Here is a 23,112-nt window from a genome sequence, read left to right as displayed (position 1 = left end):
GCGACGGGTGGTTCCGGGGACCGGTTGATCGCCTGGCTGAATTGGGCGCACGGCCCCAGACCTCTTCCGGCGACAGAAGCGTACTCCGGGAGCTGCCGTGTTGGGGGCTCATCTGAACGCACTGCGCATTTTGTCGGGTTTGTCGCAAGCGGGCAACCGGTCCCGGGGCCCCGGCGACCTCCGTCCAAAAGCACCAGAGGTGTCCGAACCGCTACAGAGAATCAGCCGGCGGACGCCCCTCACCCTCTGTGATATCGATCACGTCACGATTCCGCCGGCCCCCGCCGTCACGCCTTCTCTACCAGTTCGGTGAGCACCCCGTGCGCGTCCTTGGGGTGCAGGAAGGTGATGCGTGACCCCATGGACCCGCGCCGGGGCGCGTCGTAAAGGACGCGCACGCCCTTGGCCGCGATCCCGTCGGCCTCCTCCTGGACGTCGCCGTCGGTGCCGAAGGCGATGTGGTGGACGCCCTCGCCGTTCTTGGCCAGCCACTTGGCGACCGTCGAGTCGTCCCGGATCGGGGTGAGCAGCTGGAGGTAGCTGGCGGCCCCGTCCCCGGTCTCGTTGATCTTGAGCATGGCCTCCCGCACGCCCTGCTCCTCGTTGGTCTCGTAGTGGACGTCGGAGAAGCCGTAGGTGGCGCGGTAGAACTCCACGGTCGCCTCCAGGTCGTGGCAGGCGATCCCGATGTGGTCGATGCGGGTCAGCATGGCCGTGCTCCTCTCGGTCGGCCCGGCGCCGGCGCTCGTTCCGGCCCCGGCCAGGGCGGCGGACGGGGCCTCCCGTCCTGCTGGGTATGGTGGCAAACGTCGCCGCGCAACCCTGATGGAGGCCCCCTCATGCCCGCGAAATCCGTGATCGTCGCCGGTGCGCGCACCCCGATCGGCCGGCTGCTCGGATCGCTGAAGGACTTCTCGGCGGCCGACCTCGGCGCCCACGCGATCAAGGCGGCGCTGGAGCGCGCCGGGATCACCGGCGAGCAGGTCCAGTACGTCATCCTCGGCCAGGTGCTGCAGGCCGGCGCCGGGCAGATCCCGGCCCGCCAGGCCGCGGTCAAGGCCGGCATCCCGATGAGCGTCCCGTCGATCAACATCAACAAGGTCTGCCTGTCGGGCCTGGACGCCATCGCGCTCGCCGACCAGCTCATCCGCGCCGGCGAGTTCGACATCGTCGTCGCCGGCGGCATGGAGTCGATGACGCAGGCGCCGCACGTGCTGCCGAAGTCGCGCGGCGGCTACAAGTACGGCTCCGTCGAGGTCCTCGACCACATGGCGCACGACGCCCTCACCGACGCCTTCGACGGCGTTTCCATGGGCGAGTCCACCGAGCACCACAACGCGCGGCTCGGCATCACCCGCGAGGAGCAGGACGCCTTCTCCGCCCGCTCCCACCAGCGCGCCGCCGAGGCGATCAAGAACGGCGTCTTCGACGACGAGATCGCGCCGGTGGAGATCCCGCAGCGCCGCGGCGAGCCCGTCGTCTTCAGCGCCGACGAGGGCGTGCGCGGCGACACCACCGCCGAGTCGCTGGCCCGGCTCCGCCCCTCCTTCACCAGGGACGGCACGATCACCGCGGGCTCGGCCTCGCAGATCTCCGACGGCGCCGCCGCCGTCGTCGTCATGTCCAGGGCCAAGGCCGAGGAGCTCGGCCTCACCTGGCTCGCCGAGATCGGCGCGCACGGCAACGTCGCCGGGCCGGACAACTCGCTGCAGTCGCAGCCGTCCAACGCCATCGAGCACGCCCTGTCCAAGGAGGGCATCGGCGTCGACGACCTGGACCTCATCGAGATCAACGAGGCGTTCGCCTCCGTCGGCGTCCAGTCCATGCGCGACCTCGGCGTCGGCCCCGAGAAGGTCAACGTCAACGGCGGCGCCATCGCCCTCGGCCACCCCGTCGGCATGTCGGGCGCCCGCATCGTCCTGCACCTGGCGCACGAGCTGAAGCGCCGCGGCGGCGGCACCGGCGCCGCCGGCCTCTGCGGCGGCGGCGGCCAGGGCGACGCGCTCATCATCCGGGTGCCGTCCGCGTCCTGAACCGCGTCCACGGGCGGGAACGGGGCGGCCGGCCCGTTCCCGCCCGCCGTACCGGCCGTCACTGGCCGGCGGCCTCCTGCTGCACCGTCACGGTCTTGAAGCCGAGCGACTTCAGCAGGTTGACCAGCATCGTCCTGGTGTTCTGGTCGGCGCGGTCGCGCAGGCCGCTCTCGTTCGCGGCGGCCTGGATCTTCTGGCTCGCCAGCACGTACAGCTGCTGCTGGTCGTTGGGGTTGTTGCTGAAGGCGTCCCCGATCCGGTTGAACAGGCCGCGCTGCGCCGAGTAGACGTAGCTGCGCTTCGGGTCGACGTTGGTCGCCTCCAGCTGCGCCTTCGGCAGCTTGATGGTCGCCGTGGTGCGGTCCTTGTTCACGGTGACCGCGCCCTTCGGCAGCTTGCCGAAGTCGACGTAGGCGTCGACGGTGCCGTAGCCGACGAACAGGGTGCGCTTGCCCTGGACGGTGCTCGGCAGGTACTTGGCGTCCTTCTCCAGGTCCACGATGACCTGGTACTGGCCGCTCGCGGCCTCGTACCGGCTCATGTTCTGGATCGACTGCAGGACCGCGGGACCGCTGCGGTCCTTGGTCTCGGTGGCGAAGGGGTTCAGCCAGTGGGGCAGCATGTGCAGCGTCTGCTGCGCCAGCAGCACCACGGCGATGGTGGCGACGACGAGCACCAGCGCGGTGCCGAGACCGCCGCGGCGGGGGGCCCGCGCGGGGGGCGCGGACGCGGCCGGCGGGTCCGGCTCCGCCCGCTTCGCCTCCCCGCTCAGGGATGCGTCCTTCTTCGATTCCGAACGTGCCATGCCCGGTGCATTCCCGGCAGAACGCGCTTTCACCTCACCTCGCGGGATCGGTCTGCGGTTCCCGCGGGGCGTCCCGGTGATGCCGCAGGTCGGCGTCGTGCGTGGCGTGCTCGACCTCCAGCAGGGACTCGCTCCGCAGGTGCGCCTCGTGCGCCGCGCGGCCGCCGCGGACCCCGAAGAGCCGCTTGGTGACGACGATGTAGACGACCAGGCCGACGTTCAGCAGCAGCGCCCCGACGCGCAGCACGGTGACCCGCTCGGCCAGCTCGTAGATCTCCACCGGCAGCCCGAAGCAGGTCGCCACGACCGCGAAGTACTCGCCCCAGCGCTTGAGCAGCCAGAGCCCCACCGCCTCGATGATCTCGATGGCGGCGTACACCACCAGCGCGACCGCGAGCCAGCGCAGCGTGCTCGCCCGCATGTCGAACACGTGCCGCGCCGACTCGATGATCTTCGAGTGGTCCAGGTCCCAGCCGACCTGCCTGGCGATCGGCCGCAGCAGCGGGATCTCGTCCTCGAAGACGCGCTGGATCGACCCGCGGCTCTCGGCGAACCGCCAGACGCCGTAGGCGGCGGCGAGCACCAGCAGCCCGCGGATCGCGCGCTCCACGGCGAAGAACCGCATGATGAACGCGTCGCGCAGCGCGCGGCCCCGGGGGACGAGCGGCGCCTCGCCGGCCGGGCCCGTCCGGTGCGGCGCGCCGAGCACGTAGGTGCCGCAGCGCAGGCAGCGCCACGCCTCGCCGACCGGGGACGCGGTGTGCAGCCGGTCCCGCAGCGCGGCCTCGTCGGGGGCGTAGGTGACATGGCCCTTGCGTGCGCAGGTGAGCAAACTCCAGTCCACGGCGTAACCATAGACCGGCCACGGGGCCGGTGTGATCGGCGTCATGGCGGGCGCGGAAACCCCCGGCGGGTCCGGGGCGTTGGACCGGTCGTGGACTTCGTTCGATCCTTCAAGCTCGTCTCGCTCGCCGAGGCGACGTCGTTCCTGGTGCTGCTGCTGATCGCCATGCCGCTGAAGTACCTGGCCGGCTTCCCGGCGGCGGTGAGCGTCGTCGGCGCCCTGCACGGGATGCTGTTCCTGGCCTACGTGGGCCTGGCGATCGCGGCGAAGTCCCAGCTGAACTGGACGCTCGGCCGCACGGCGGCGGCGCTGGCGGCCTCGGTGCTGCCGGTCGCGCCGTTCCTCGTCGAGCGTTACTGGATCGCGCCCGCCGGGCAGGAGACGCCCGGCCGCGAGCGCGTCACGACTTCTGCATGACCGCGGCGGGCCTGGGGGGTCCCGCCGCGGTCATGCAGAGGAGCTCCGCGCCGGCCGCTTGTGCTTGCCCTTCCTGGCGGCCTTCTTGACCGGCTTCTTCGCCGTGTTCTCCGTCTTGCCCGCCGCCTTCGCGGCCGGGTCGGCGAACGTGCCGGGCCGCAGCGCGCAGTCGCGGTAGGAGGCGAAGTGCGCGCGCAGCCAGCCGCGCCGCCGGTCCTCGCTCCAGCCGGTGAACCGGCGCGCCGTGCGGGCGTCGGCGACGGCCGGGGGGTTCTCGCCGAGCAGCCAGGCGTCCACCAGCCCCCGGTACTGCGCCGCCGCCGTCGTCGGGCACATCCGCCCGCCGACGAGGCCGTCGCGGATCTGCCGGACGGCGCGGGACTCGAAGCCGGGCGCGAGGACGTCGTCCAGATGCACGGTCGCGACGCCGTCCAGCACGCGCGGCGCCTCGCCCGGCGGCCGCTGCTCCACGCGCGTGAACGCGCCCGGCGTGCCGTTCAGCCGCGCCGCCAGCGGCACCGCGGCCGCGCTCAGCGACGGCAGCGCGCCGCGCAGCGCCGGATGCACGCACACCGTCAGCGGCCACTCGCGGCAGGCCGGCCGGACCGGCGCTGGCTGCACCGCCGGGTCGTCCGCCCCGACGAGCCGGACGGTGCCGTACACGGCGGCGGCGAGCGCCAGCGACAGCGGCAGCACGGTGAGCAGGCGCCGGTTCGTCCAGCCGACGTAGCCGAGCGTCAGCGTCAGCGCGAGACCGGCCGCGCAGAGCGTCTGGTCCAGCAGCACCTGGGGGCGGAGGCCCGTGAACAGCTCGATGCGGCCGAACGCGGCGGGCGGCAGCAGGCTGAGCCGCGAGCCGTCCGGCGCGCGCAGCATCGCCCACGGCCACGCCAGCGCCAGCACCAGGACGGGCGTGACCGCCCGCGGCAGCGCCCGCCCCGCGAAGTAGCCCGCCACCACGAACAGCACCAGCGCGGACGCGCCGGCCGGTACTCCGAGGGGATGCACCGGCCCGGCCTGCGCCCGCACCAGCGCCTGCGTCGCCACCACCACCGTGACGGCGGTGTAGGCGACCAGCGCGCCCGCCGTCAGCAGCAGCAGGTCCAGCAGCGCCGCCGTCGAGGGCGAGCGCGTCGTCAGGTCCCGCAGGTAGTCGAGATGCCGCTTGCGGACCGCCGTCCAGCACGCCAGCCCGGCCCCCACCGGGCCGAGCAGCAGGACGGAGTTCATCAGCGCGACCACCGAGTTGTCCCAGTAGGCCACGCCCGGCGGCAGCGAGAGCCAGGCGGCGACCACCCCGGCCCCGGCGAGCGCCGGGACCGCGACGAGCAGCGCCGTGCGGCGGGCCTCCAGCCGGAGGACCCGCCCGAGCTCAGACACCGGCGCCGCTCCCGGCGGGCACGAGGACCGGCGACGGCGGCAGGTGCGGGGGCGGCGTCCGCAGGGACGGCCGGCCCCCCGGCCGGTCCGGCCCCGCGGCGCGGCCGTCGTGCGCGGCGCCGCCGGCCGCCGGGGACGTGCACGGACGGGCCGCGCGTGCCCCGTCGGGGCACGCGCGGGAACCGTCCTCCGTACCGCCGGACCCGGCGCGCGACGCCCGGGGAGCGGCCGCGCGCGGCGCGGGCACCCCGGCGGCGCGCGGCGGCAGCTCGTCCAGGCGGCCGCGGTCCAGCGTGAACACGCGGTCGCACCAGGGCGCCAGGTCCGCCGCGGACTCGGCGGTGGCGACCACCGTCGGCGCCAGCGAGCGCAGCACCGGCACCAGGTCGCGGCCGCCGCCGTCGAGCCCGTGCAGCGGCTCGTTCAGCAGCACGAGGTCGGGCTCGTGCACGCACGTGGCCGCGAGACCCGCGCGCATCCGCACGTCCGGCGGGAGCAGCGACAGCGGGGTGTCGGCGGCCTCGGTGAGGTCGAGCCTTTTCAGCACCTGCCGGACGTCCGGCGTGCGCATCCCTTTGTAGTAGGCGGAGTATCCGGTGAACTCCGCCGCCGTCATCGTGGCCGCCCACGAGAAACGGCCCGGCAGAAAGCCGATCCGCGCGCGTATCGCGCGCAGGCCGGCGGAATTCCCGGTGTCGTGCCCGAGAATCTCAAGCGCGCCGGAATTCGGCCGGCGCAAAGTCGCGAACGTGGCCAGCAGCGCGGATTTCCCCGCGCCCGGTGGACCGGCGATGCCGATCACTCCCTCGGACATGCCGAAGGCCGCCGGGCGCAGGAGCCACCGCCCCCCGCGGCGGACCCCCATGCCTCTGGCCACGATCGCGGAGAAGTCCGCGATCATTTTTCCTACCCCCCGATAATCGCCCGGTGCACGCCGCGGCTCCGCGGAAGGGACGCGCGACGGCATTTCCCCCCGCCATCGCGAATCCGGTTCCGGCTACCGCGCACCGCCCCTTCGGGGCGCCCGCGGCGGGCCTGTCCGGCCGGTGCATCCGGGCTTCGACCTGGGAACTATAACGAGGCTTGGTGTTTGCTGTCAGCCCGCTTTGGCGGTTGAACGATCGGCCCCGGAATCTTTGCCTTCCGCGAATTGATGCGAATAAGAGCCGTAGTTCCGCTCTGTCCGCCGGCCGCCCCCGCGCGGCCCCGGCGGGCCGTCTCTCCGCTGGGAGCGGACGCGCGCACGGCACCGCCGGGTCATGAGGCAGGATGGACCCATGCCTTCTCGGGACTTTTCGTTGCACGGCGCCGTGGACCTGGGGGCGCGCCAGGCCGCCGCCAAGAAGCAGCAGGAGCGCCAGGCGCAGGCCGCCTCGGCGCCCGGCGCGGGCGCGCCCGGCGGCCCGTTCGTCGTGGACGTCACCGACCAGACCTTCAACGCCGAGGTCGTCGAGCGGTCCAAGAGCGTGCCGGTGCTGGTGGACTTCTGGGCCGAATGGTGCGGCCCCTGCAAGCAGCTCGGCCCGATCCTGGAGAAGCTCGCCACCGAGGCGGCCGGCCAGTGGATCCTCGCCAAGGTCGACATCGACGCCAACCCGCAGCTCGCCTCCTACATGCAGCAGATGGGCGTGCGCGGCATCCCCTTCGTGGCGGCCGTCGTCGCCGGGCAGCTGCTGCCGTTCCTGAACGGCGCCGCGCCCGAGCCGCAGGTCCGCGAGGCGATCGCGCAGCTGTTCGACGCCCTCCAGAAGGAGGGCATCCTGCCCGACGGCCCGCCGCCCGGCCCCGGCGACCCCGGCGGCCTCGCCGAGCCCGCCGTCGACCCGGTCCTCGCCCGCGCCGAGGAGGCGCTGCAGACCGGCGACCTCGACACCGCCGCCGCGTCCTTCGGCGAGCTGCTCGCCCGCGATCCCGGCGACACCGCCGCGCGGAGCGGCCTCGCGCTCGTCGAGCTCAGCCGCCGCGCCGGCGCCGTCACCGACCCCGCCGGCGTCCTCGCCGCCGCCGACGCCGCCCCAGCCGACCCGCAGGCGCAGACCCGCGCCGCCGACGTGGAGATGTCGTCGGGCCGCGTGGACGCCGCCTTCGACCGACTGATCGCGGCCGTGAAGCGCACCGCGGGCGACGACCGCGACGCCGTCCGCAAGCACCTGCTCGGCCTGTTCGACATCCTCCCGGCCGACGACCCCCGCATCGCCAGGGCCCGCCGCAAGCTCCAGTCGGCGCTCTTCTAGCCGCCGCGGTCCGCGGCGCCTCCCCGGGGCGCCGCGGACGCTCCCGGCAGGGGCGGCGCGGGGTGATCGGGGCACGTCGGGGCGGCGGGAAGCGTATGCTCGACGGGTACGGCCGCCGCCCGCCGCGGCCGGTGAACAGCATGTCCACGGGGCCGTTCCGCCGACCCGTGGCTCCCGCCGACCCGCGGCCTCCGCCGCCCGTGGCCCGGCCCGAGCCCGCCTCCCCGGCCGTCCCCGTCAGCCCGAGGGAGCCTTCCGTGGCCAGCGTGCCCAGCGTTTCGTACTCGATCACCGTCCGCCTGGAGGTCCCGGCCGGCGGCCGCGCCGTCAGCCAGATCACGCACGTGGTCGAGAACGCCGGCGGCATCGTGACCGCCCTGGACGTCAACACCGCCGGGCACGAGACGCTGCGCATCGACGTCACCATCGCCACCCGCGACACCGACCACGCCGAGGCGATCGCGGCCGCGCTGGAGACGCTCGCCGACATCAAGATCCACAAGGTCTCCGACCGGACCTTCCTCATGCACCTCGGCGGCAAGATCGAGATGAAGTCGAAGGTGCCGCTGCGCACCCGCGACGAGCTGTCGATGGCCTACACCCCCGGCGTCGCCCGGGTCTCCCTCGCCATCGCCCGCAACCCCGAGGACGTCCGCCGCCTCACCATCAAGCGCAACAGCGTCGCCGTCGTCACCGACGGCTCGGCCGTCCTCGGCCTCGGCAACATCGGCCCCGAGGCCGCGCTGCCGGTGATGGAGGGCAAGGCCGCGCTGTTCAAGCGGTTCGCCGGCATCGACGCCTGGCCGATCTGCCTGGACACCCAGGACACCGACGAGATCGTGCGGACCGTGCAGATCCTCGCGCCCGCCTTCGGCGGCATCAACCTGGAGGACATCTCCGCGCCGCGCTGCTTCGAGGTCGAGGCCCGGCTGCGCGAGCTGCTCGACATCCCGGTCTTCCACGACGACCAGCACGGCACCGCGATCTGCGTCCTCGCCGCCCTCACCAACGCGCTCCGCGTCGTCGGCAAGGACATCGCCGATGTGCGCATCGCGATGGCGGGCGCGGGCGCCGCCGGCACCGCCATCCTGAAGCTGCTCATGCACGCCGGCGCCCGCGACGTCGTCGTCTGCGACTTCCGCGGCGCCGTCCACCTCGGCCGCGACGACCTGGACGACTCGCTCCGCTGGATCGCCGAGCACACCAACGCCGGCGGCTACGACGGCGACCTGCGCGGCGCCGTCAAGGACGCCGACGTGTTCGTCGGCGTGAGCGCCCCCGGCATCCTCACCGGCGACGACATCGCCACCATGGCGAAGGACGCGATCGTGTTCGCGCTCGCCAACCCCGAGCCCGAGGTGTCGCCGGACGAGGCCCGCGAGCACGCCGCCGTCGTCGCCACCGGCCGCAGCGACTACCCCAACCAGATCAACAACGTGCTGGCGTTCCCCGGCGTCTTCCGCGGCCTGCTGGACGCCCAGGCGAGCATCGTCACCCAGCCGATGCTGCTCGCCGCCGCCAAGGCGCTCGCCGAGGTCGTCGCCCCCGAGGAGCTCGGCCCGAACTACATCGTGCCGAGCGTCTTCCACCCCGACGTGAGCGCCCGCGTCGCCGGCGCCGTCCGCGAGGCCGCCGGCGGCCGCCCCCGCACGGAGGCGTGACCCGCTGAGCCGCTAGCCGCGGCGGGTGGGCGCCGCCCAGTCGCCGCGGCCGCTGCCGGGCCACAGGCGGCCCCAGAACAGCAGCACGCCGCCCGCCGCGAGCCCGCCGAGCGCGGTCAGCACGCCCGCGTTCAGGCCGGGCCCGGTGTGCGGGAGCCGCGACGACGGCCCCTCGGCCCTCGCCCCGCCCGCACCGCCCGAGCCCGCCCGGCAGTTCGCGGTGCGGCGCGCCGAGGCGATCGTGGCGCCGCCCGACCTCACCGTCAGCATCGTCGGCTCGTCCTCGGCGAGCTGGACCCGGCCGTCGATCGTCCGGTTCGACGGCACCTGCTCGGTGCGGACGAGGTCGTACCCGCTGTACAGGTCGTAGCCGAGCGCCCGGTCGGTGCCGTTCACCACGACCACCGGCACCTGCCGCGACGGGCAGGACACCCGCCCGATCGAGGCGGTCAGCGCCGGCGCCCGCGCCGGCAGGCCGAGCGGCGACGGCGGCAGCGCGAACGCCGCGGCCGCCAGAACAGGTAGCAGCACGGACTTTCCCCCCAGAAGTATCCGCATGCGCACATGGCGTCTACGGGGGGTCTACCCGCCCTCGGTCATCAGAATGCGGACCTGTCCTTCTGGCTGGACCGTCAGGTTCCAGCCGTTGCCCGATCCGTCCGCGTCGGGCGGTTGTGCCATTCGATCGGTACAGTGGTGCCGTGCTGTTGCGGTACAACTACCGGGTGTATCCGTCGCCTGGCCAGCGGATAGCGCTGGCGAGGGCGTTCGGATGCGCGCGGGTGGTGTTCAACGACGGGCTGCGCGCCCGGCGGACCGCACACGAGCAGGGTCTGCCGTATCCGACCGATGGCGAGCTGTCCAAGCAGGTCATTACCCAGGCGAAGGGCACGCCGCAGCGAGCCTGGCTGGGAGAGGTGTCGGCGGTGGTGCTGCAACAAGCCCTGGCCGATCTCAACGCCGCCTACCGCAACTTCTTCACCTCCCTTACAGGCGAGCGCAAGGGCCGCAAGGCCGCCCCGCCTCGATTCCGGTCACGTAAGGACAACCGCCAGGCCATCCGCTTCACGCGCAATGCCAATTTCAAGATTCTGGACAACGGTCGACTACGGCTCCCGAAGGTCGGGGACGTGAATGTGCACTGGTCCCGGCCGCTGCCCGCGGATCCCTCGTCGGTGGCGATCATCAAGGACGCGGCGGGCCGGTACTTCGCCTCGTTCGTGGTGCGGACCGCCCACGAGACGCTGCCACCGGCGGAGCCCGAGGTCGGGATCGATCTGGGGCTGACGCACTTCGCGGTGCTGTCGGACGGCACCAAGGTCGTCTCGCCGAAGTTCCTGCGGCGGGCGGCCCGCAAGCTCAAGCGATTGCAGCAATCACTGTCACGTAAACAGAAGGGTTCGGCCAACCGGCGCAAGGCCGCCGTCAAGGTCGCGCGGGCGCACGCCCAAGTGGCCGACGCGCGGCGGGACTGGCACCACAAGCTCTCGACACAGATCATCCGCGACAATCAAGCGGTGTACGTCGAAGACCTGTGCGTGGCCGGTCTCGGCCGGACCCGGCTCGCCAAGTCAGTGCACGATGCGGGCTGGGCGTCGTTCACGGCCATGCTGGAGTACAAGGCCGCCCGCTACGGGCGTACCTTCGGCCGGGTGGGCCGGTTCTTCCCCTCCACCCGCATGTGCTCGACCTGCGGCCATATCGCCGACAAGATGGCTTTGAGCGTCCGGGCGTGGACCTGCCCTTGCGGGGCGGTTCATGACCGGGACGTGAACGCCGCGATCAACATTCTCGCCGCCGGGCAGGCGGAGAGTCGAAACGACCGTCGAGCGCGGGTAGGACCGGCACCCGTGCCGGCGCCGCGCGGTGAAGCGGTAACCCGTCCCGACGCCGCGCGGGCCCCGCGCGGCGTGGAGGGAATCTCCGCCCCTTAGCGCGGAGAGGATGTCAATTGGAGTCCTTCCGGGCGAAGACCTGGTCGCGGCGGCGCGGCCAGATGCCGCCGTACCAGAAGATGATCAAGCCGGTGACCATGGCGGCGGCGCCGGTCGCGCCGCGCGCCCACAGGACCGCGTTGTCGGGGCCGGTGTGCGGCAGCGCCGTCGGCGTCGGCGACGGCTTGCGGCTCTTCTTGTGCGTCGGGACGGCGCTCGCCTTGGCGCAGTTCGCCGTCAGCGACCGCGCGTACACCGGCTCGTTCTTCCAGGTGACCTGGATGCGGGTGCGGCGGTCCTCGCGCAGCGTCAGCCTGGTCGTGTGCGATGCCCGGGGCAGCAGCAGCCCGGGGATGGTGGGGCTGTTGTCGTCGCGGGTGATGCCGTAGCTCTCGCTCTGCGAACCGGCGTTGCGGACCGTGACCTCGACGGTCCGGCCCGGGCAGGTCGCCGAGGCGATGGTGACCGAGAGCGGCTGCACCGGCGGGCGCGTCGTCGGGGGCTTGGTCGTCCGCGTCGGGCTGGTGGTGGCCGACGCCGAGCCGGACGCCGTCACCGTCCGCCGCGGCGTCGGGCTGTGCGGCGTCGGGCTCGCGCCGCTGCCGCTGTCGGCGGGCGTCGGCGACGTCCGCTGCGCGAGCGGCGACTCGGCCTTGGACTTGGTGGTCCAGTCGATCAGCGGTGGAACGGCGATCAGCACTCCGATCACGAAGAACACCGCGGCGATCACGACCCTGGGCAACTGCATCGCGCGTCCTCCCCGCCCCGCCGTTGGGGGCCGACGGGTGGCCGTTCGTCGAACCTAGATCAATCTAGATCGATCCTTTACCTAGGCCGTATTCTGCCCAGTTCCCCGGCGATGGGAAGAGCTAACAGGTTAACGCGCGGGGGGACGTGCCGCCGGAGGTCGGCGCAACGCATGATGGTCCCCATGGACGACGGCGCGGACGACGGCATCACGGTGGGCTCCCTGCTGGTCGCGACCCCCCAGCTGGAGGATCCGAACTTCCGGCGCGGCGTCGTGCTCATCGTCGAGCACGACCACGACGGCGGGACGCTCGGCGTCGTCCTCAACCGGCCGACCGAGATCCCGGTGGACCGGGTGCTGCCGCCGTGGGCGGGGCTCGTCACCGGCCCGCCGGTGGTCTTCCAGGGCGGCCCGGTCGCGCTGGACAACGCGCTCGCCCTCGCCCGCCTGCCCGGCGACGGCGAGCCGCTCGGCTGGCGCGCCCTGGACGGCGACGCCGCGGTCGCCCGGGTCGGCCTGGTGGACCTGGACGCCCCGCCCGGCCTGCTCGCCGCCGAGCTGCTGCAGCTCCGGGTGTTCGCCGGGTACGCGGGCTGGTCGGAGGGGCAGCTGCGCGCCGAGGTCGAGGACGGCTCGTGGTACCTGGTGCCGGCCGAGGCGGGCGACGCGTTCAACGCCGACCCGGGACGGCTCTGGCAGGAGGTGCTCCGCCGCCAGGGCGGCGACCTGGCGCTCGTCTCGACTTTCCCCGAGGACCCGACGCTCAACTAAGGTGGGGGCCGTGAGTACCAAGATCCTGCCCGAGGGCGACGTCCGGACCGACCAGGTCCCCGACCTGTCGCACGGCGACGGCGACCACGAGCGGTTCGCCCACTATGTGAAGAAGCAGAAGATCACCGAGAGCGCGGTGTCCGGCACGCCGGTGATCGCGCTCTGCGGCAAGGTCTGGGTGCCGAACCGCGACCCGAAGAAGTTCCCGGTCTGCCCGCAGTGCAAGGAGATCTACGAGTCCATGCAGTCGGGCGGCAACGACGGCGACAAGTAGTCCTCAGCAGCGTTCCCGGATGCGGTGCAGCGGGCGGTGAAGGCGCCGCCCGGCGGGCATGATCGAAGCGGAGATCATGTCTTTCTGCATCGGGGGATCCATGAGGCGCGGTTTCGCCGTTCCGTTGTGCCTGCTTTCGCTCTGCGCGCTGCCCGCGACCGCCACCGCCGGTCCGGGCGCGGCCGGGGCCGGCGGGCGGGCGCTCCCGCAGGAGGCGGCGTCCCGCTCGTCCTGCGGGCCGGACCCGATCGCCGCGCGCGCGACCGGCGCCCGCGGCCCCGCGCGTGACGAGCACCGCATGGGCGGCGCGTCCGAGCCGCTGCTCGCCGGGCTGAAGCGGGCGCTGCTCGGCCGGTTCGGGACGGCCGACGAGACGAAGGTGGCCGCCGCCCGCCGGGACGAGCGCACCGTCGTCCCGGTCCAGGTGCACGTCCTCACCGCCGGCGCGGCCGGACGGGCCGCCGCGGGCGCCGTCGAGGAGCAGATCGCCACGCTGGACGCCGCCTACGGCGGCCGGTTCGGCGGCGTCGACACCGGGGTCTCGTTCCGCCTCGCCGGGACCGACACCACCGACAACGCGGCCTGGTTCCGCGAGCCCGAACGGTACGAGAAGGCGATGAAGGGCGCCCTGCGCAAGGGCGGCCCCGGTACCCTCAACCTCTACACCGCGGCGGTCGGCGCGGACGTGCTCGGCTTCTCGACGTTCCCGCAGTGGTACGCGTCGGCGCCGAAGGCCGACGGCGTGGTCGTGGACTACCGGACCCTGCCGGGCGGCCCCTACCGGCACTTCGACCGGGGGTTCACCGCGGTGCACGAGACGGGGCACTGGCTCGGGCTGTTCCACACGTTCGAGAACGGCTGCCGGACCCCGGGCGACGGGATCGCCGACACCCCCTACGAGGCGGGGCCGGCCGAGGGCTGCCCGGAGGGGCGCGACAGCTGCGCGCAGGCCGGCGCCGACCCGGTGCACAACTTCATGGACTACGGATGGGACGAATGCATGCAGGAGTTCACCCCTGACCAGGGCGTGCGCATCCGCGCCGCCTGGGCGGCCTTCCGGGCCCCCAAGTCCGCCCTGGCGGCCTCCCACGGCGGGCGCGGGGTGCGTCCTGTCAGAGGGAATCGGTAGCCTTCGATGACCGTGAGCACTTTCGCCGCACCCGACATGCCCCCCGCGTTCCCCGAACGGGCCGCCTGGGGCACCGCGTCGTCCCTGCGCGCCTGGCAGCAGCAGGCGTTGGAGACCTACTTCGGCTCCGACGGGCGGCAGCCGGGGCCGCGCGACTTCCTGACGGTCGCCACGCCCGGCGCGGGCAAGACCACGTTCGCGCTGCGGCTCGCCCGCGAGCTGCTGGAGCGCCGCATCGTGGCGGCCATCACGATCATCTGCCCGACCGAGCACCTGAAGCGGCAGTGGGCCGAGTCGGCGGCCCGCGTCGGCATCAAGATCGATCCGGAGTTCCAGAACGCGCAGGGCAAGGCCGGCAAGGACTTCGACGGCATCGCCGTCACCTACGCCACGGTCGCCGCCCGGCCCGCGCTGCACCGCAACCGCACCGAGGCGCGCAAGACGCTGGTCATCTTCGACGAGGTGCACCACGCGGGCGACGGCCTGTCGTGGGGCGACGCGGTGCGCGAGGCGTTCGAGCCGGCCGCGCGCCGGCTGTCGCTGTCGGGCACGCCGTTCCGCACCGACATCAACCCGATCCCGTTCGTGCAGTACGAGGAGGGGCCCGACGGGATCCGCCGCAGCAGCGCCGACTACACCTACGGGTACGGTCCGGCGCTCGCCGACGGCGTCGTCCGGCCGGTCATCTTCCTGGCGTACGCGGGGGAGATGCGCTGGCGCACCCGGGCCGGCGACGAGATCACCGCGACGCTCGGCGAGCCGCTCACCCAGGACCAGATGTCGCAGGCGTGGCGGGCGGCGCTCGACCCGAAGGGCGACTGGATCCAGCAGGTGATCGCGGCGGCCGACCGGCGGCTCACCGAGCTGCGCCGCGCGATCCCCGACGCGGGCGGCCTGGTCATCGCCACCGACCACGAGGCGGCCCGCGCCTACGCCAGGATGATCCGCGCGGTCTGCGGGGAGGGCGCGGCGATCGTGCTGTCGGACGACCCGGGCGCGTCCAAGAAGATCAAGCAGTTCGCCGAGTCGACGGACCGCTGGATGGTCGCGGTCCGGATGGTGTCCGAGGGCGTCGACATCCCGCGCCTCGCGGTCGGCGTCTACGCGACGTCCACCAGCACGCCGCTGTTCTTCGCGCAGGCCATCGGCCGTTTCGTGCGGGCCCGCAAGCGCGGCGAGACGGCGTCGGTGTTCCTGCCGTCGGTGCCGACGCTGATGGGGCACGCCGCCGAGATGGAGACCGAGCGCGACCACGTCCTGGACCGCCCGGTCCGCGAGGACGGCCTGGACGACGACCTGCTCGCCGAGGCGAACCGGTCCCGCGACACCCCCGACGACCTCGGCGAGGAGTTCGCCTTCGAGACCGTCGAGGCGTCGGCGACGTTCGACCGGGTGCTCTACGACGGCGGCGAGTTCGGCATGCAGGCCGCGCCGGGGTCGGCCGAGGAGGAGGAGTTCCTCGGCATCCCGGGGCTGCTGGAGCCCGAGCAGGTGTCGCAGCTGCTCCGCAAGCGGCAGGCGGCGCAGCTCGCCAGCGAGCGCAAGCGCAAGACCGGCGACCCGCGCGAGGACCGCGCCGACCGCACCGCCGCCGAGGACCTGCACGCCCTCCGCGGCGAGCTGAACAACCTGGTCGGCGCGTGGAACCACCGCACCGGCCAGCCGCACGGCGTGATCCACAACGATCTGCGCCGCGCCTGCGGCGGCCCGCCCCTCGCGCAGGCGTCCGCCGAGGAGGTCAAGGCCCGCATCGCCAAGATCCGCGACTGGGCCGCCAAGCGCCGGAGCTGAGGCGTTCCTTCCGAAGGCCGCGCGTCCCGACGGGGCGCGCGGCCTTTCGTTTCGCCACCGAACCTAGATATGTTAGGTTTTCGCCTTGGATACCTAGGAAGGGGAGGTGCCCCATGCCGCGTGCCGGCCTCACCGCCGCCCGCCTGACCGAGGCCGCCGCCGAGCTGGCCGACGAGGCGGGCCTCGACGGCGTCACCGTCGCGGCGCTCGCGCGGCGCTTCGGCGTCAAGGACGCGAGCCTGTACTCGCACGTCCGGAACCGGCGCGACCTGCTGGTACGGGTCGCGCTGCACAGCGGCGCGGAGATGACGGCGCGGATCGCCGACGCCGTCGCGGGCCGGGCGGGGGAGGACGCCCTCGTGGGCTTCGCCGGCGCCTACCGCGCGTACGCGCTGGAGCACCCGGGCCGCTACGCCGCGACGCAGATGCGGATGGCGCCCGAAGAGGTCGGGGACGCCGTCGCGCTGCGCCGCAGCGTCGACCTCACCCACGGGATGCTGCGCGCCTACGGCCTCGCCGAGCCCGACCTCACCGACGCGGGGCGGCTGCTCCGCGCGGCCTTCCACGGCTACGTCCACCTGGAGCTCGGCGGCGGGTTCGCGCATCCGCGCGCCGTCCAGGAGTCCTGGGACCGCGGCCTCGCCGCGCTCCACGTCCTGCTGGAGAACTGGCCGTCGCGGCCGGAGAGGACCCCCCGATGACGACGACGATCACGACCGGTGCGCTGCGGGTGCCCGGCGCCGTCCTGCACCACGAGCGGCGCGGCGCGGGCCCCGTCCTGCTGATGATCCCCGGCGGCGCCGCCGACGCGGGCCTGTACGCGGGCATGGCGGACGCGCTGGCGGCCCGCCGCACCGTCGTCACCTACGATCCGCGCGGCCTGTCGCGCAGCCCCCTGGACGGCCCGGCCGGCGACCAGCGGCCGGAGGTGTGGGCCGACGACGCGCGGCGCCTGCTGGACCTGCACGCGCCGGAGGGCGGCGCGTCGGTCTTCGGCAGCAGCTCGGGCGCGATCGTCGCGCTGCACCTGCTGGCCCGCCGCCCGGACGGCGTCCGCCGCGTCGTCGCGCACGAGCCGCCGCTGCTGGAGCTGCTGCACGATCCGGCGCCCCACCGGGCGCTGTTCGCCGCCGTCCGCGACGCGTACATCGCCGACGGCGTCGCCGCGGCGACGGCGCTGTTCGCCGAAGGGCTCGGCGGCGGCGACGGCGGGGACGGCGGCAGGGACGCGCCCGCGGACGTCCCGCCCGAGATCCGGGAGATGGCGCCGCGGATGGCGGCCAACATGCCGGTCTTCCTGGAACGGATGCTGGTGCCGTTCTCCTCGTCCGTCCCCGACCTGGACGCCCTCGGCGCCGTCGCGGACCGGCTGGTGCCGGCCGCCGGCCGCGATTCGCGCGGCGTCACGCCCCTCTACGGGCCGGTCGCGCGGCTCGCCGAGCTGCTCGACCGGGACGTCGTCGAGTTCCCCGGCGGCCACCTCGGCGCCGTGGAGCGGCCGCGGGAGTTCGGCGAGCGGCTGCTGCTCACGCTGGGGTGATGCCGCGCTCCTTCAGGCCCGCCAGGATGCGGTCGATGATGTCCTCGGGGGTGCCCTCGATGGACACGGTGACGGGGTGCTCGTCGGCGTGCGGGGGCTCCAGGTCGCGGAACTGGCCGTCGAGCATGGCGGGCTTGAAGAAGTGGCCGATGCGGCTGCGCATCCGCCCCTCGATCAGCTCGTGGGAGCCGTCCAGGTAGACGAGGGTGACGGGCGGCAGCATCTCGCGGTACGCGCGCTTCAGCGCCGAGCACGAGACGACGCCCGGGGCGTCGCGGCCCTCGATCCACTCGGCGATGTCGCCGAGCCAGGGCATCCGGTCGGCGTCGCCGAGCGGGATGCCCTCGCTCATCTTCTCGATGTTGGCGCGCGGGTGGAACGCGTCGGCCTCGGCGTAGTCCCAGCCGAGGCGCTCGGCGAGCATCCGGCCGATCGTGGTCTTGCCGCTGCCGGACACGCCCATGACGAGGACGACCCGGGGACGCTCGGAGGGGCGCGTCCCGGCCATCAGGCCCGCACCACCGGCTCGCCGGTGAGCTCCACGCCGGCGGCGCGCAGCTCCTCCAGGGCCCGGTCGGTGGTCTCCTTGGCGACCCCGGCGGTGAGGTCGAGCAGCACGGTGGTGCGGAGGCCGGCGCGGGCGGCGTCGAGGGCGGTGGCGCGCACGCAGTGGTCGGTGGCGATGCCGACGACGTCGACGCCGGTGACGGCGCGCTCGCGCAGCCAGTCGCCGAGCGGGACGTCGTCGTCGGTGGCGCCCTCGAAGCCGCTGTAGGCGGCGGACTCGCGGCCCTTGCTGAACACCGTCTCGATCGGGGCGAGCGCCAGGTTCGGGTGGAAGTCGGCGCCGGCCGTGCCGATGACGCAGTGCGGCGGCCAGGTGTCGGTGTAGTCGGGCGTGGCCGAGAAGTGCGCGCCGGGGTCGTGGTGGAAGTCGCGGGTGGCCACGACGTGGGCGTAGTCGCCGCCGCGCTCGCCCACGTACCGCGAGATCGCGGCCGCCACGTCGGCGCCGCCGCCGACGGCCAGCGAGCCGCCCTCGCAGAAGTCGTTCTGCACGTCGACGATGACGAGCGCCTTCGCCATGATCTCTCCTCGCTCCGGTTCCCCGTTATGTCCCCTTGGAGGGGAACGTCAATCGCGCGCCCGGCATGCCCCGGGCGGGCGCCGTCAGCGGCGCGGCCCGCCCTCGGCGAACTCGGTGGGGAGCGCCGGGTCGCCCTTGGACAGCTGGAGCGCCGTCGCGGGCAGCTCGGCGACGGAGGCGAGGTGCCGCGCGCGGGCGGCCGCCAGGTCCTCCCGGCCGACGACCTCGCCGCCGCGCACCAGCGGCACCTGGAGCGGCCGGTCGTGGCCGGCGGGCGCCGGCTCGCCGACGCTGACGACCTCGGCGGCGGCGGTGCCGCGCGCGTCCAGGCGGCGGACGGCGGTCTTGCGGCCGCCCCGGCTGGGCTTGCCGGTGGACTTCTTGGCGACCGGCCGGAGCGGGGCGCCGGGATCGGTGCCGTCGGCGCGCGCCACCAGCTTGTAGACCAGGGACGCCGTCGGCGCGCCCGACCCGGTCACCAGGGAGGTGCCGACGCCGTAGCCGTCGACGGGGGCGGCGGCGAGCGCGGCGATGCCGTACTCGTCGAGGTCGCCGGTGACCACGATGCGGGTGTCGGGGGCGCCGAGCCCGTCCAGCAGCCCGCGGACGTCGCGGGCGACGGCGCCGAGGTCGCCGCTGTCGATGCGGACGGCGCCGAGCGCCGGGCCGGCGAGGTCCACGGCGGTCCGCACCGCGCGCTCGACGTCGTAGGTGTCGACCAGCAGCGTGGTGCCGTCGCCGAGCGAGGCGAGCTGCGCCTCGAAGGCGTGCCGCTCGCTGTCGTGCAGCAGCGTGAAGGCGTGCGCGGCGGTGCCGGCGGTCGGCACGCCGTAGCGGCGGCCGGCCTCCAGGTTGGAGGTGGTGGTGAACCCGGCGACGTGGGCGGCGCGGGACGCGGCGACGGCGGCCCGCTCGTGGGTGCGGCGCGAGCCCATCTCGATCAGCGGCCGGTCCCCGGCGGCGTGCACCATCCGCGACGCCGCGCCCGCGATGGCGCAGTCGTGGTTCAGGATCGACAGCACCAGCGTCTCCAGCAGGACGGCCTCGGCGAAGGTGCCCTCGACGGTGAGGATCGGCGAGCCGGGGAAGTAGCACTCGCCCTCGGCGTAGCCGCGCACCTCCCCGGTGAAGCGGTACGTCCCGAGCCATTCGGCGGTCGGCCCGTCCACGATGCCGTTGCCGGTGAGGAACTCCAGCTCGGCGGGGCCGAACGTGAACGCCTCGATGGCGTCGAGCAGCCGTCCGGTCCCGGCCACCACGCCGTAGCGGCGCCCGGCGGGCAGGCTGCGCGCGAACACCTCGAACACCGCGCGGCGCCCGGCCGTCCCGCTGCGCAGGGCGGCCTGCAGCATGGTCAGCTCGTACCGGTCGGTCAGCAGGGCGGTGCCGTCACTGAAATCCACCCTCGCACCTTATGACCCGGCTCCCGACCTGCCGCGCGGCGGCCCGCCCCGCGCGGGCGGGGGCGGTCCGCATAGCATCGGGGGAGCGGCGGACCACGAGGGGACACGGAGGGGAACGGCGGAACCATGAGCACCGCACCGGCACCTGTGGAGCTGGAACGACCGGAGGCCCGGGAGGAGCAGGGCGCCGACCGCCCCTGGGTGGCGATCGTCTGGAACGACCCGGTCAACCTCATGTCGTATGTGACCTACGTGTTCCAGACGGTCTTCAACTATCCCAAGGCCAAGGCCGAGAAGCTGATGATGGACGTGCACCACAAGGGCCGCGCGGTCGTCGCGAACGGCACCCGCGAGGAGATGGAGCGGGACGTGGAGATCCTGCACTCCTACGGCCTCTGGGCCACCGTGAAGCGCGACGACTGACGGCTCCGGCCCACTCCGAACCACCTCGACCCGGGACGCGACGGCACACCCATGGCTCACATCAAGAAGAAGCGCGGCGGCGTCCAGATGCGCCTGGAACCGGCGGAGGCGGCGCTCGTGCGGGGGCTCCTCGGGCAGCTCCTGGAGATGCTCGGCGACCCGCCCGAGACCGGCGAGGGCCTCGCCGCGCTCGGCATCGCCGAGGACGCGGCGCTCTCGGACGACCCGGTGATCGCCCGGCTGTTCCCCGACGCCTACCGCGACGACGGCGAGGCGGCGGGGGAGTTCCGCCGCTACACCGAGCTCGGCCTGCGCGACGGCAAGCGCGAGGCGGCCGACGTCGTCCTCGCCACCCTCGGCGACGACGAGGCGGCCCGGGTGGACGCGCTGCTGGACGAGGGGCAGGCGCGGGCGTGGCTGAAGGCGCTGAACGACCTGCGCCTCGCCCTCGGCACCCGGCTGGACATCGGCGAGGACTGGTACGAGCAGGTCGGCGCGCTGGACCGGGACGACCCGCGGCTGCCGATGTTCGCCGCCTACGACTGGCTGACCGCCGTCCAGGAGGACCTCGTCCACGCCGTCTGGTGAGCGGTCCGGCGACCGGAGCGGGGCCGTCCGCTCCCGGCCTGCGGATGTCCGGGCGTTTCGGGGCAACGGTTGATAAATTGGCCGGGCAGGCCGCGACCGCACCCCTTCCAGGAGCCCCCTTGCCCCCCGGTATCGGCGACGACGCCCGCCCGGCCGCGCCGGCCGGCGTGCCGGCGGACGCCGTGGCGGTCGGGGCGATGCGGTTCGGCGACCATCTCTGCCTCACCTACGACAACGAGGACGAGCGCCGGGCGATCCTCGCCGCCTACATCCGGGACGGGCTGCGCGCCTCCCACAAGATCATCTACCTGGCCGACGAGGACGACCCGGCGGCCGTGCTGAACCGGCTCGCCCGCGCCCCCGGCACGGCCCCCGCCGCCCTGGCCGAGGCGGTGCGGGCCGGGCACCTGGTGGTCCGCCCGATCATCGAGGCGTTCCTCGCCACCGGCCGGTTCGACCCGGCCGAGACGGTGAACCTGCTGCGCACCGAGATCGACGTGGCGCTCGTGCAGGGCTACGACGGCGTCCGGATCACCGGCGAGACGTCGTTCTCGCTGCGCGGCTGGCCCGGCACCGAGGACTTCGGCGCCTTCGAGCACCTGTGCGGCGAGGCGATCGGCGCGCCCGGCAGCCGCGCCATGGTGATCTGCCAGTACGACCGGCGCTGGTTCGACGCGGCCCAGCTCCGCGAGCTGGAGGGCTGCCACGGCGCCCAGGTGCGGGTGGACGACCTGCACGACGACGGGGTGCTGCGGATCACCCCGATCTTCACCCCGCCCGGCCTCCGGCTGACCGGGGCGCTGGACGAGTCGACGCTGCCCGCCGTCCGCCGGGCGCTCGCGGCGTCCGGCGCCCGCAGCGGGCACTTCTGCCTCGACCTCGGCGACCTGGAGTTCTGCGACCTCACCGGCCTCGGCGTGCTGCTCGGCGCGCTGCCGGACGGGCGGGCGGAGGGGCCCGCCGCCCTGCCGCACCGCCAGATCGTGCTGCGGGGGCTGCCCGACTACCTGGCGCTGATGATGCGGATCGCCGGCTGGGAGTCCATGCCGGGCGTCCACCTGGAGAGGGCGGCCCCATGACCACCGGCACCCGCGCCGCGCTCGCGCTGCCGCACCGCGCGTTGCTGCACTCCACGCCGGCCGAGTTCGCCCGCGCCGCCGTGCCCTACCTCGCCGAGGGCGTCGGCGCCGGCGAGGTCGCCGTCGTGATCGCCGGGCCGGACGCCACCGAGCTGATCCACGAGGGCCTCGGCGCGGCCGCGCACGGCGTGGAGTTCATCGCCGCCGCCGGCTGGTTCACCACGCCCGTCGCCGCGCTCGCCTCCTACGACGAGCGGGCCCGCCAGGACTGGTGGCCGCGCGGGCGGCTCCGGCTGCTCGCCGAGCCGGTCTGGGCGGGCCGCAGCGCGCTGGAGGTCCGCGAGTGGCTGCGCCACGAGGCGCTGCTGAACGTCGCGCTCGCCGGCAGCCCGACCACCCTGCTGTGCGCCTACGACGCCGCGGACCTGCCGCCCGCGCTGCTCGCGCACGCCGCCCGCACCCACCCCGAGCTGGTCGACGAGGACGGGATCCGGCCGAGCCACGGCTACGTCGAGCCCGCCGACTTCTACGCCGAGTGCAACGCCGAGCCGCTCGCCCCGCCGCCGATCACCGCGGCCCGGCGCATCTTCGGCGCCGGCGAGCTGCCCGGCCTGCGCGCCTTCCTCACCCGCGAGGCGGCCCGGCACGGCCTGCCCGCCGCCGACACGCTGCCGTTCGTGCTCGCCGTCAACGAGGTCGCCACCATGGTCATCCGGGACGGCGGCGGGCACGGCGCGCTCTGGGTGTGGGCCGCCGACGGCGAGCTCGTCGCCGACGTCACCGACCCGAACCGCGGCATGCCCGACCGGTTCCTCGGCCAGCTCCCGCCCCGCCCGCCGCACCAGGCCGACGCCGCGATGTGGGCGGTGCGGCGGCTCTGCCACATCGTGGAGGTCCGCTCCAACTCGATGGGCACCCGCGTCCGCCTCCACCTGCGCCTCCCCGCCTGAGGCCGCCGGCGCGCCGGGTAA

General features: G+C 74.1%; 25 protein-coding genes. 15 read left to right on the top strand and 10 right to left on the bottom strand.

What is annotated here, in order from left to right:
- Nucleotides 1–287 precede the first annotated feature (287 nt).
- The gene (mce, locus tag K1Y72_RS15870) at nucleotides 288–710 is read right to left on the bottom strand and encodes a methylmalonyl-CoA epimerase (protein WP_220167095.1); all 423 of its coding nucleotides are present in this window, start codon (nucleotides 708–710) and stop codon (nucleotides 288–290) included.
- Between the two features lie 129 nt (nucleotides 711–839).
- Here mce and K1Y72_RS15865 point away from each other — a divergent pair, with 129 nt between their 5' ends.
- Nucleotides 840–2,033 carry an acetyl-CoA C-acetyltransferase gene (locus K1Y72_RS15865; RefSeq protein WP_220167094.1) on the top strand — a complete coding sequence of 398 codons (1,194 nt, stop codon included), beginning with the start codon at nucleotides 840–842 and terminating at the stop codon, nucleotides 2,031–2,033.
- Between the two features lie 58 nt (nucleotides 2,034–2,091).
- Here the strand turns inward: K1Y72_RS15865 and K1Y72_RS15860 are convergent, their stop codons facing one another.
- Together K1Y72_RS15860 and K1Y72_RS15855 are read right to left on the bottom strand one after the other, a co-directional pair.
- Nucleotides 2,092–2,838: a DUF4230 domain-containing protein gene (locus K1Y72_RS15860; protein WP_220167093.1), complete on the bottom strand. Its 747-nt coding sequence runs from the start codon at nucleotides 2,836–2,838 to the stop codon at nucleotides 2,092–2,094.
- Between the two features lie 34 nt (nucleotides 2,839–2,872).
- Nucleotides 2,873–3,682 carry a DUF2127 domain-containing protein gene (locus K1Y72_RS15855; RefSeq protein WP_220167092.1) on the bottom strand — a complete coding sequence of 270 codons (810 nt, stop codon included), beginning with the start codon at nucleotides 3,680–3,682 and terminating at the stop codon, nucleotides 2,873–2,875.
- A gap of 90 nt (nucleotides 3,683–3,772) precedes the next feature.
- Here K1Y72_RS15855 and K1Y72_RS15850 point away from each other — a divergent pair, with 90 nt between their 5' ends.
- Nucleotides 3,773–4,099, top strand: coding sequence for a DUF3817 domain-containing protein (locus tag K1Y72_RS15850; RefSeq protein WP_220167091.1), 327 nt, complete (start codon nucleotides 3,773–3,775; stop codon nucleotides 4,097–4,099).
- Nucleotides 4,100–4,129: 30 nt separating this feature from the next.
- Here K1Y72_RS15850 and K1Y72_RS15845 read toward each other — a convergent pair whose 3' ends face one another.
- Nucleotides 4,130–5,479: a hypothetical protein gene (locus tag K1Y72_RS15845; protein WP_220167090.1), complete on the bottom strand. Its 1,350-nt coding sequence runs from the start codon at nucleotides 5,477–5,479 to the stop codon at nucleotides 4,130–4,132.
- Complete coding sequence (locus K1Y72_RS15840) at nucleotides 5,472–6,293, bottom strand: ATP-binding cassette domain-containing protein (protein ID WP_258572504.1); 822 nt, start codon at nucleotides 6,291–6,293, stop codon at nucleotides 5,472–5,474. Before K1Y72_RS15840 ends, K1Y72_RS15845 begins: the two co-directional genes overlap by 8 nt.
- 463 nt (nucleotides 6,294–6,756) lie before the next feature.
- On the opposite strand from K1Y72_RS15840, the gene K1Y72_RS15835 reads away from it, so the two are divergent.
- Together K1Y72_RS15835 and K1Y72_RS15830 are read left to right on the top strand one after the other, a co-directional pair.
- Nucleotides 6,757–7,713, top strand: coding sequence for a tetratricopeptide repeat protein (locus K1Y72_RS15835; protein WP_258572503.1), 957 nt, complete (start codon nucleotides 6,757–6,759; stop codon nucleotides 7,711–7,713).
- A gap of 257 nt (nucleotides 7,714–7,970) precedes the next feature.
- On the top strand, nucleotides 7,971–9,374 hold the full coding sequence (locus K1Y72_RS15830) for an NAD-dependent malic enzyme (RefSeq protein ID WP_220167088.1): 1,404 nt from the start codon (nucleotides 7,971–7,973) through the stop codon (nucleotides 9,372–9,374).
- Between the two features lie 12 nt (nucleotides 9,375–9,386).
- Here the strand turns inward: K1Y72_RS15830 and K1Y72_RS15825 are convergent, their stop codons facing one another.
- Nucleotides 9,387–9,905, bottom strand: a complete 519-nt coding sequence (locus tag K1Y72_RS15825) for a hypothetical protein (protein WP_220167087.1) — start codon at nucleotides 9,903–9,905, stop codon at nucleotides 9,387–9,389.
- Between the two features lie 170 nt (nucleotides 9,906–10,075).
- Between K1Y72_RS15825 and K1Y72_RS15820 the strand changes: the two genes are divergently transcribed.
- Complete coding sequence (locus K1Y72_RS15820; RefSeq protein ID WP_220167086.1) at nucleotides 10,076–11,308, top strand: RNA-guided endonuclease InsQ/TnpB family protein; 1,233 nt, start codon at nucleotides 10,076–10,078, stop codon at nucleotides 11,306–11,308.
- A gap of 13 nt (nucleotides 11,309–11,321) precedes the next feature.
- On the opposite strand, the gene K1Y72_RS15815 is transcribed toward K1Y72_RS15820, so the two are convergent.
- A complete protein-coding gene (locus K1Y72_RS15815) occupies nucleotides 11,322–12,056 on the bottom strand; it encodes a hypothetical protein (RefSeq protein WP_220167085.1) in 735 nt (244 codons plus the stop codon).
- Between the two features lie 183 nt (nucleotides 12,057–12,239).
- Here K1Y72_RS15815 and K1Y72_RS15810 point away from each other — a divergent pair, with 183 nt between their 5' ends.
- The 6 genes from K1Y72_RS15810 (at nucleotide 12,240) to K1Y72_RS15785 (ending at nucleotide 17,561) form a co-directional block, all read left to right on the top strand.
- Nucleotides 12,240–12,827, top strand: coding sequence for a YqgE/AlgH family protein (locus K1Y72_RS15810; RefSeq protein ID WP_220167084.1), 588 nt, complete (start codon nucleotides 12,240–12,242; stop codon nucleotides 12,825–12,827).
- 10 nt (nucleotides 12,828–12,837) lie between these two features.
- A complete protein-coding gene (locus tag K1Y72_RS15805; protein ID WP_220167083.1) occupies nucleotides 12,838–13,101 on the top strand; it encodes a DUF3039 domain-containing protein in 264 nt (87 codons plus the stop codon).
- 124 nt (nucleotides 13,102–13,225) lie between these two features.
- The gene (locus K1Y72_RS15800) at nucleotides 13,226–14,230 is read left to right on the top strand and encodes a zinc metalloprotease (RefSeq protein ID WP_258572502.1); all 1,005 of its coding nucleotides are present in this window, start codon (nucleotides 13,226–13,228) and stop codon (nucleotides 14,228–14,230) included.
- Between the two features lie 36 nt (nucleotides 14,231–14,266).
- Nucleotides 14,267–16,021, top strand: a complete 1,755-nt coding sequence (locus K1Y72_RS15795) for a DEAD/DEAH box helicase (RefSeq protein ID WP_220167281.1) — start codon at nucleotides 14,267–14,269, stop codon at nucleotides 16,019–16,021.
- A 113-nt stretch (nucleotides 16,022–16,134) separates the two neighbouring features.
- Nucleotides 16,135–16,722: a TetR/AcrR family transcriptional regulator gene (locus tag K1Y72_RS15790; protein ID WP_220167082.1), complete on the top strand. Its 588-nt coding sequence runs from the start codon at nucleotides 16,135–16,137 to the stop codon at nucleotides 16,720–16,722.
- On the top strand, nucleotides 16,719–17,561 hold the full coding sequence (locus K1Y72_RS15785) for an alpha/beta fold hydrolase (protein WP_258572501.1): 843 nt from the start codon (nucleotides 16,719–16,721) through the stop codon (nucleotides 17,559–17,561). The genes K1Y72_RS15790 and K1Y72_RS15785 overlap by 4 nt, the downstream gene beginning before the upstream one ends.
- On the opposite strand, the gene K1Y72_RS15780 is transcribed toward K1Y72_RS15785, so the two are convergent.
- The 3 genes from K1Y72_RS15780 to K1Y72_RS15770 form a co-directional block, all read right to left on the bottom strand.
- The gene (locus K1Y72_RS15780; protein ID WP_220167081.1) at nucleotides 17,548–18,069 is read right to left on the bottom strand and encodes a gluconokinase; all 522 of its coding nucleotides are present in this window, start codon (nucleotides 18,067–18,069) and stop codon (nucleotides 17,548–17,550) included. The genes K1Y72_RS15785 and K1Y72_RS15780 overlap by 14 nt on opposite strands.
- Nucleotides 18,069–18,647, bottom strand: a complete 579-nt coding sequence (locus K1Y72_RS15775) for an isochorismatase family protein (protein WP_220167080.1) — start codon at nucleotides 18,645–18,647, stop codon at nucleotides 18,069–18,071. The genes K1Y72_RS15780 and K1Y72_RS15775 overlap by 1 nt, the downstream gene beginning before the upstream one ends.
- Before the next feature lie 84 nt (nucleotides 18,648–18,731).
- The gene (locus K1Y72_RS15770) at nucleotides 18,732–20,051 is read right to left on the bottom strand and encodes a nicotinate phosphoribosyltransferase (protein ID WP_308287102.1); all 1,320 of its coding nucleotides are present in this window, start codon (nucleotides 20,049–20,051) and stop codon (nucleotides 18,732–18,734) included.
- 126 nt (nucleotides 20,052–20,177) lie between these two features.
- On the opposite strand from K1Y72_RS15770, the gene clpS reads away from it, so the two are divergent.
- From clpS to K1Y72_RS15750, 4 genes are all read left to right on the top strand, one after another.
- Nucleotides 20,178–20,474 (top strand): ATP-dependent Clp protease adapter ClpS, encoded by a 297-nt coding sequence (clpS, locus tag K1Y72_RS15765; protein WP_220167079.1) that lies wholly within the window; start codon nucleotides 20,178–20,180, stop codon nucleotides 20,472–20,474.
- A 51-nt stretch (nucleotides 20,475–20,525) separates the two neighbouring features.
- The gene (locus K1Y72_RS15760) at nucleotides 20,526–21,062 is read left to right on the top strand and encodes a DUF2017 domain-containing protein (RefSeq protein ID WP_220167078.1); all 537 of its coding nucleotides are present in this window, start codon (nucleotides 20,526–20,528) and stop codon (nucleotides 21,060–21,062) included.
- A gap of 119 nt (nucleotides 21,063–21,181) precedes the next feature.
- Nucleotides 21,182–22,141: an MEDS domain-containing protein gene (locus K1Y72_RS15755; protein WP_220167077.1), complete on the top strand. Its 960-nt coding sequence runs from the start codon at nucleotides 21,182–21,184 to the stop codon at nucleotides 22,139–22,141.
- A complete protein-coding gene (locus K1Y72_RS15750; RefSeq protein ID WP_220167076.1) occupies nucleotides 22,138–23,091 on the top strand; it encodes an anti-sigma factor RsbA family regulatory protein in 954 nt (317 codons plus the stop codon). The genes K1Y72_RS15755 and K1Y72_RS15750 overlap by 4 nt, the downstream gene beginning before the upstream one ends.
- Nucleotides 23,092–23,112 lie beyond the last annotated feature (21 nt).

This window comes from Actinomadura parmotrematis, assembly GCF_019458805.1.
GTDB lineage: Bacteria > Actinomycetota > Actinomycetes > Streptosporangiales > Streptosporangiaceae > Spirillospora > Spirillospora parmotrematis.
The sequence above is the reverse complement of the archived record's forward strand: the minus strand, read 5'-3'. Positions and strand labels throughout refer to the sequence as shown.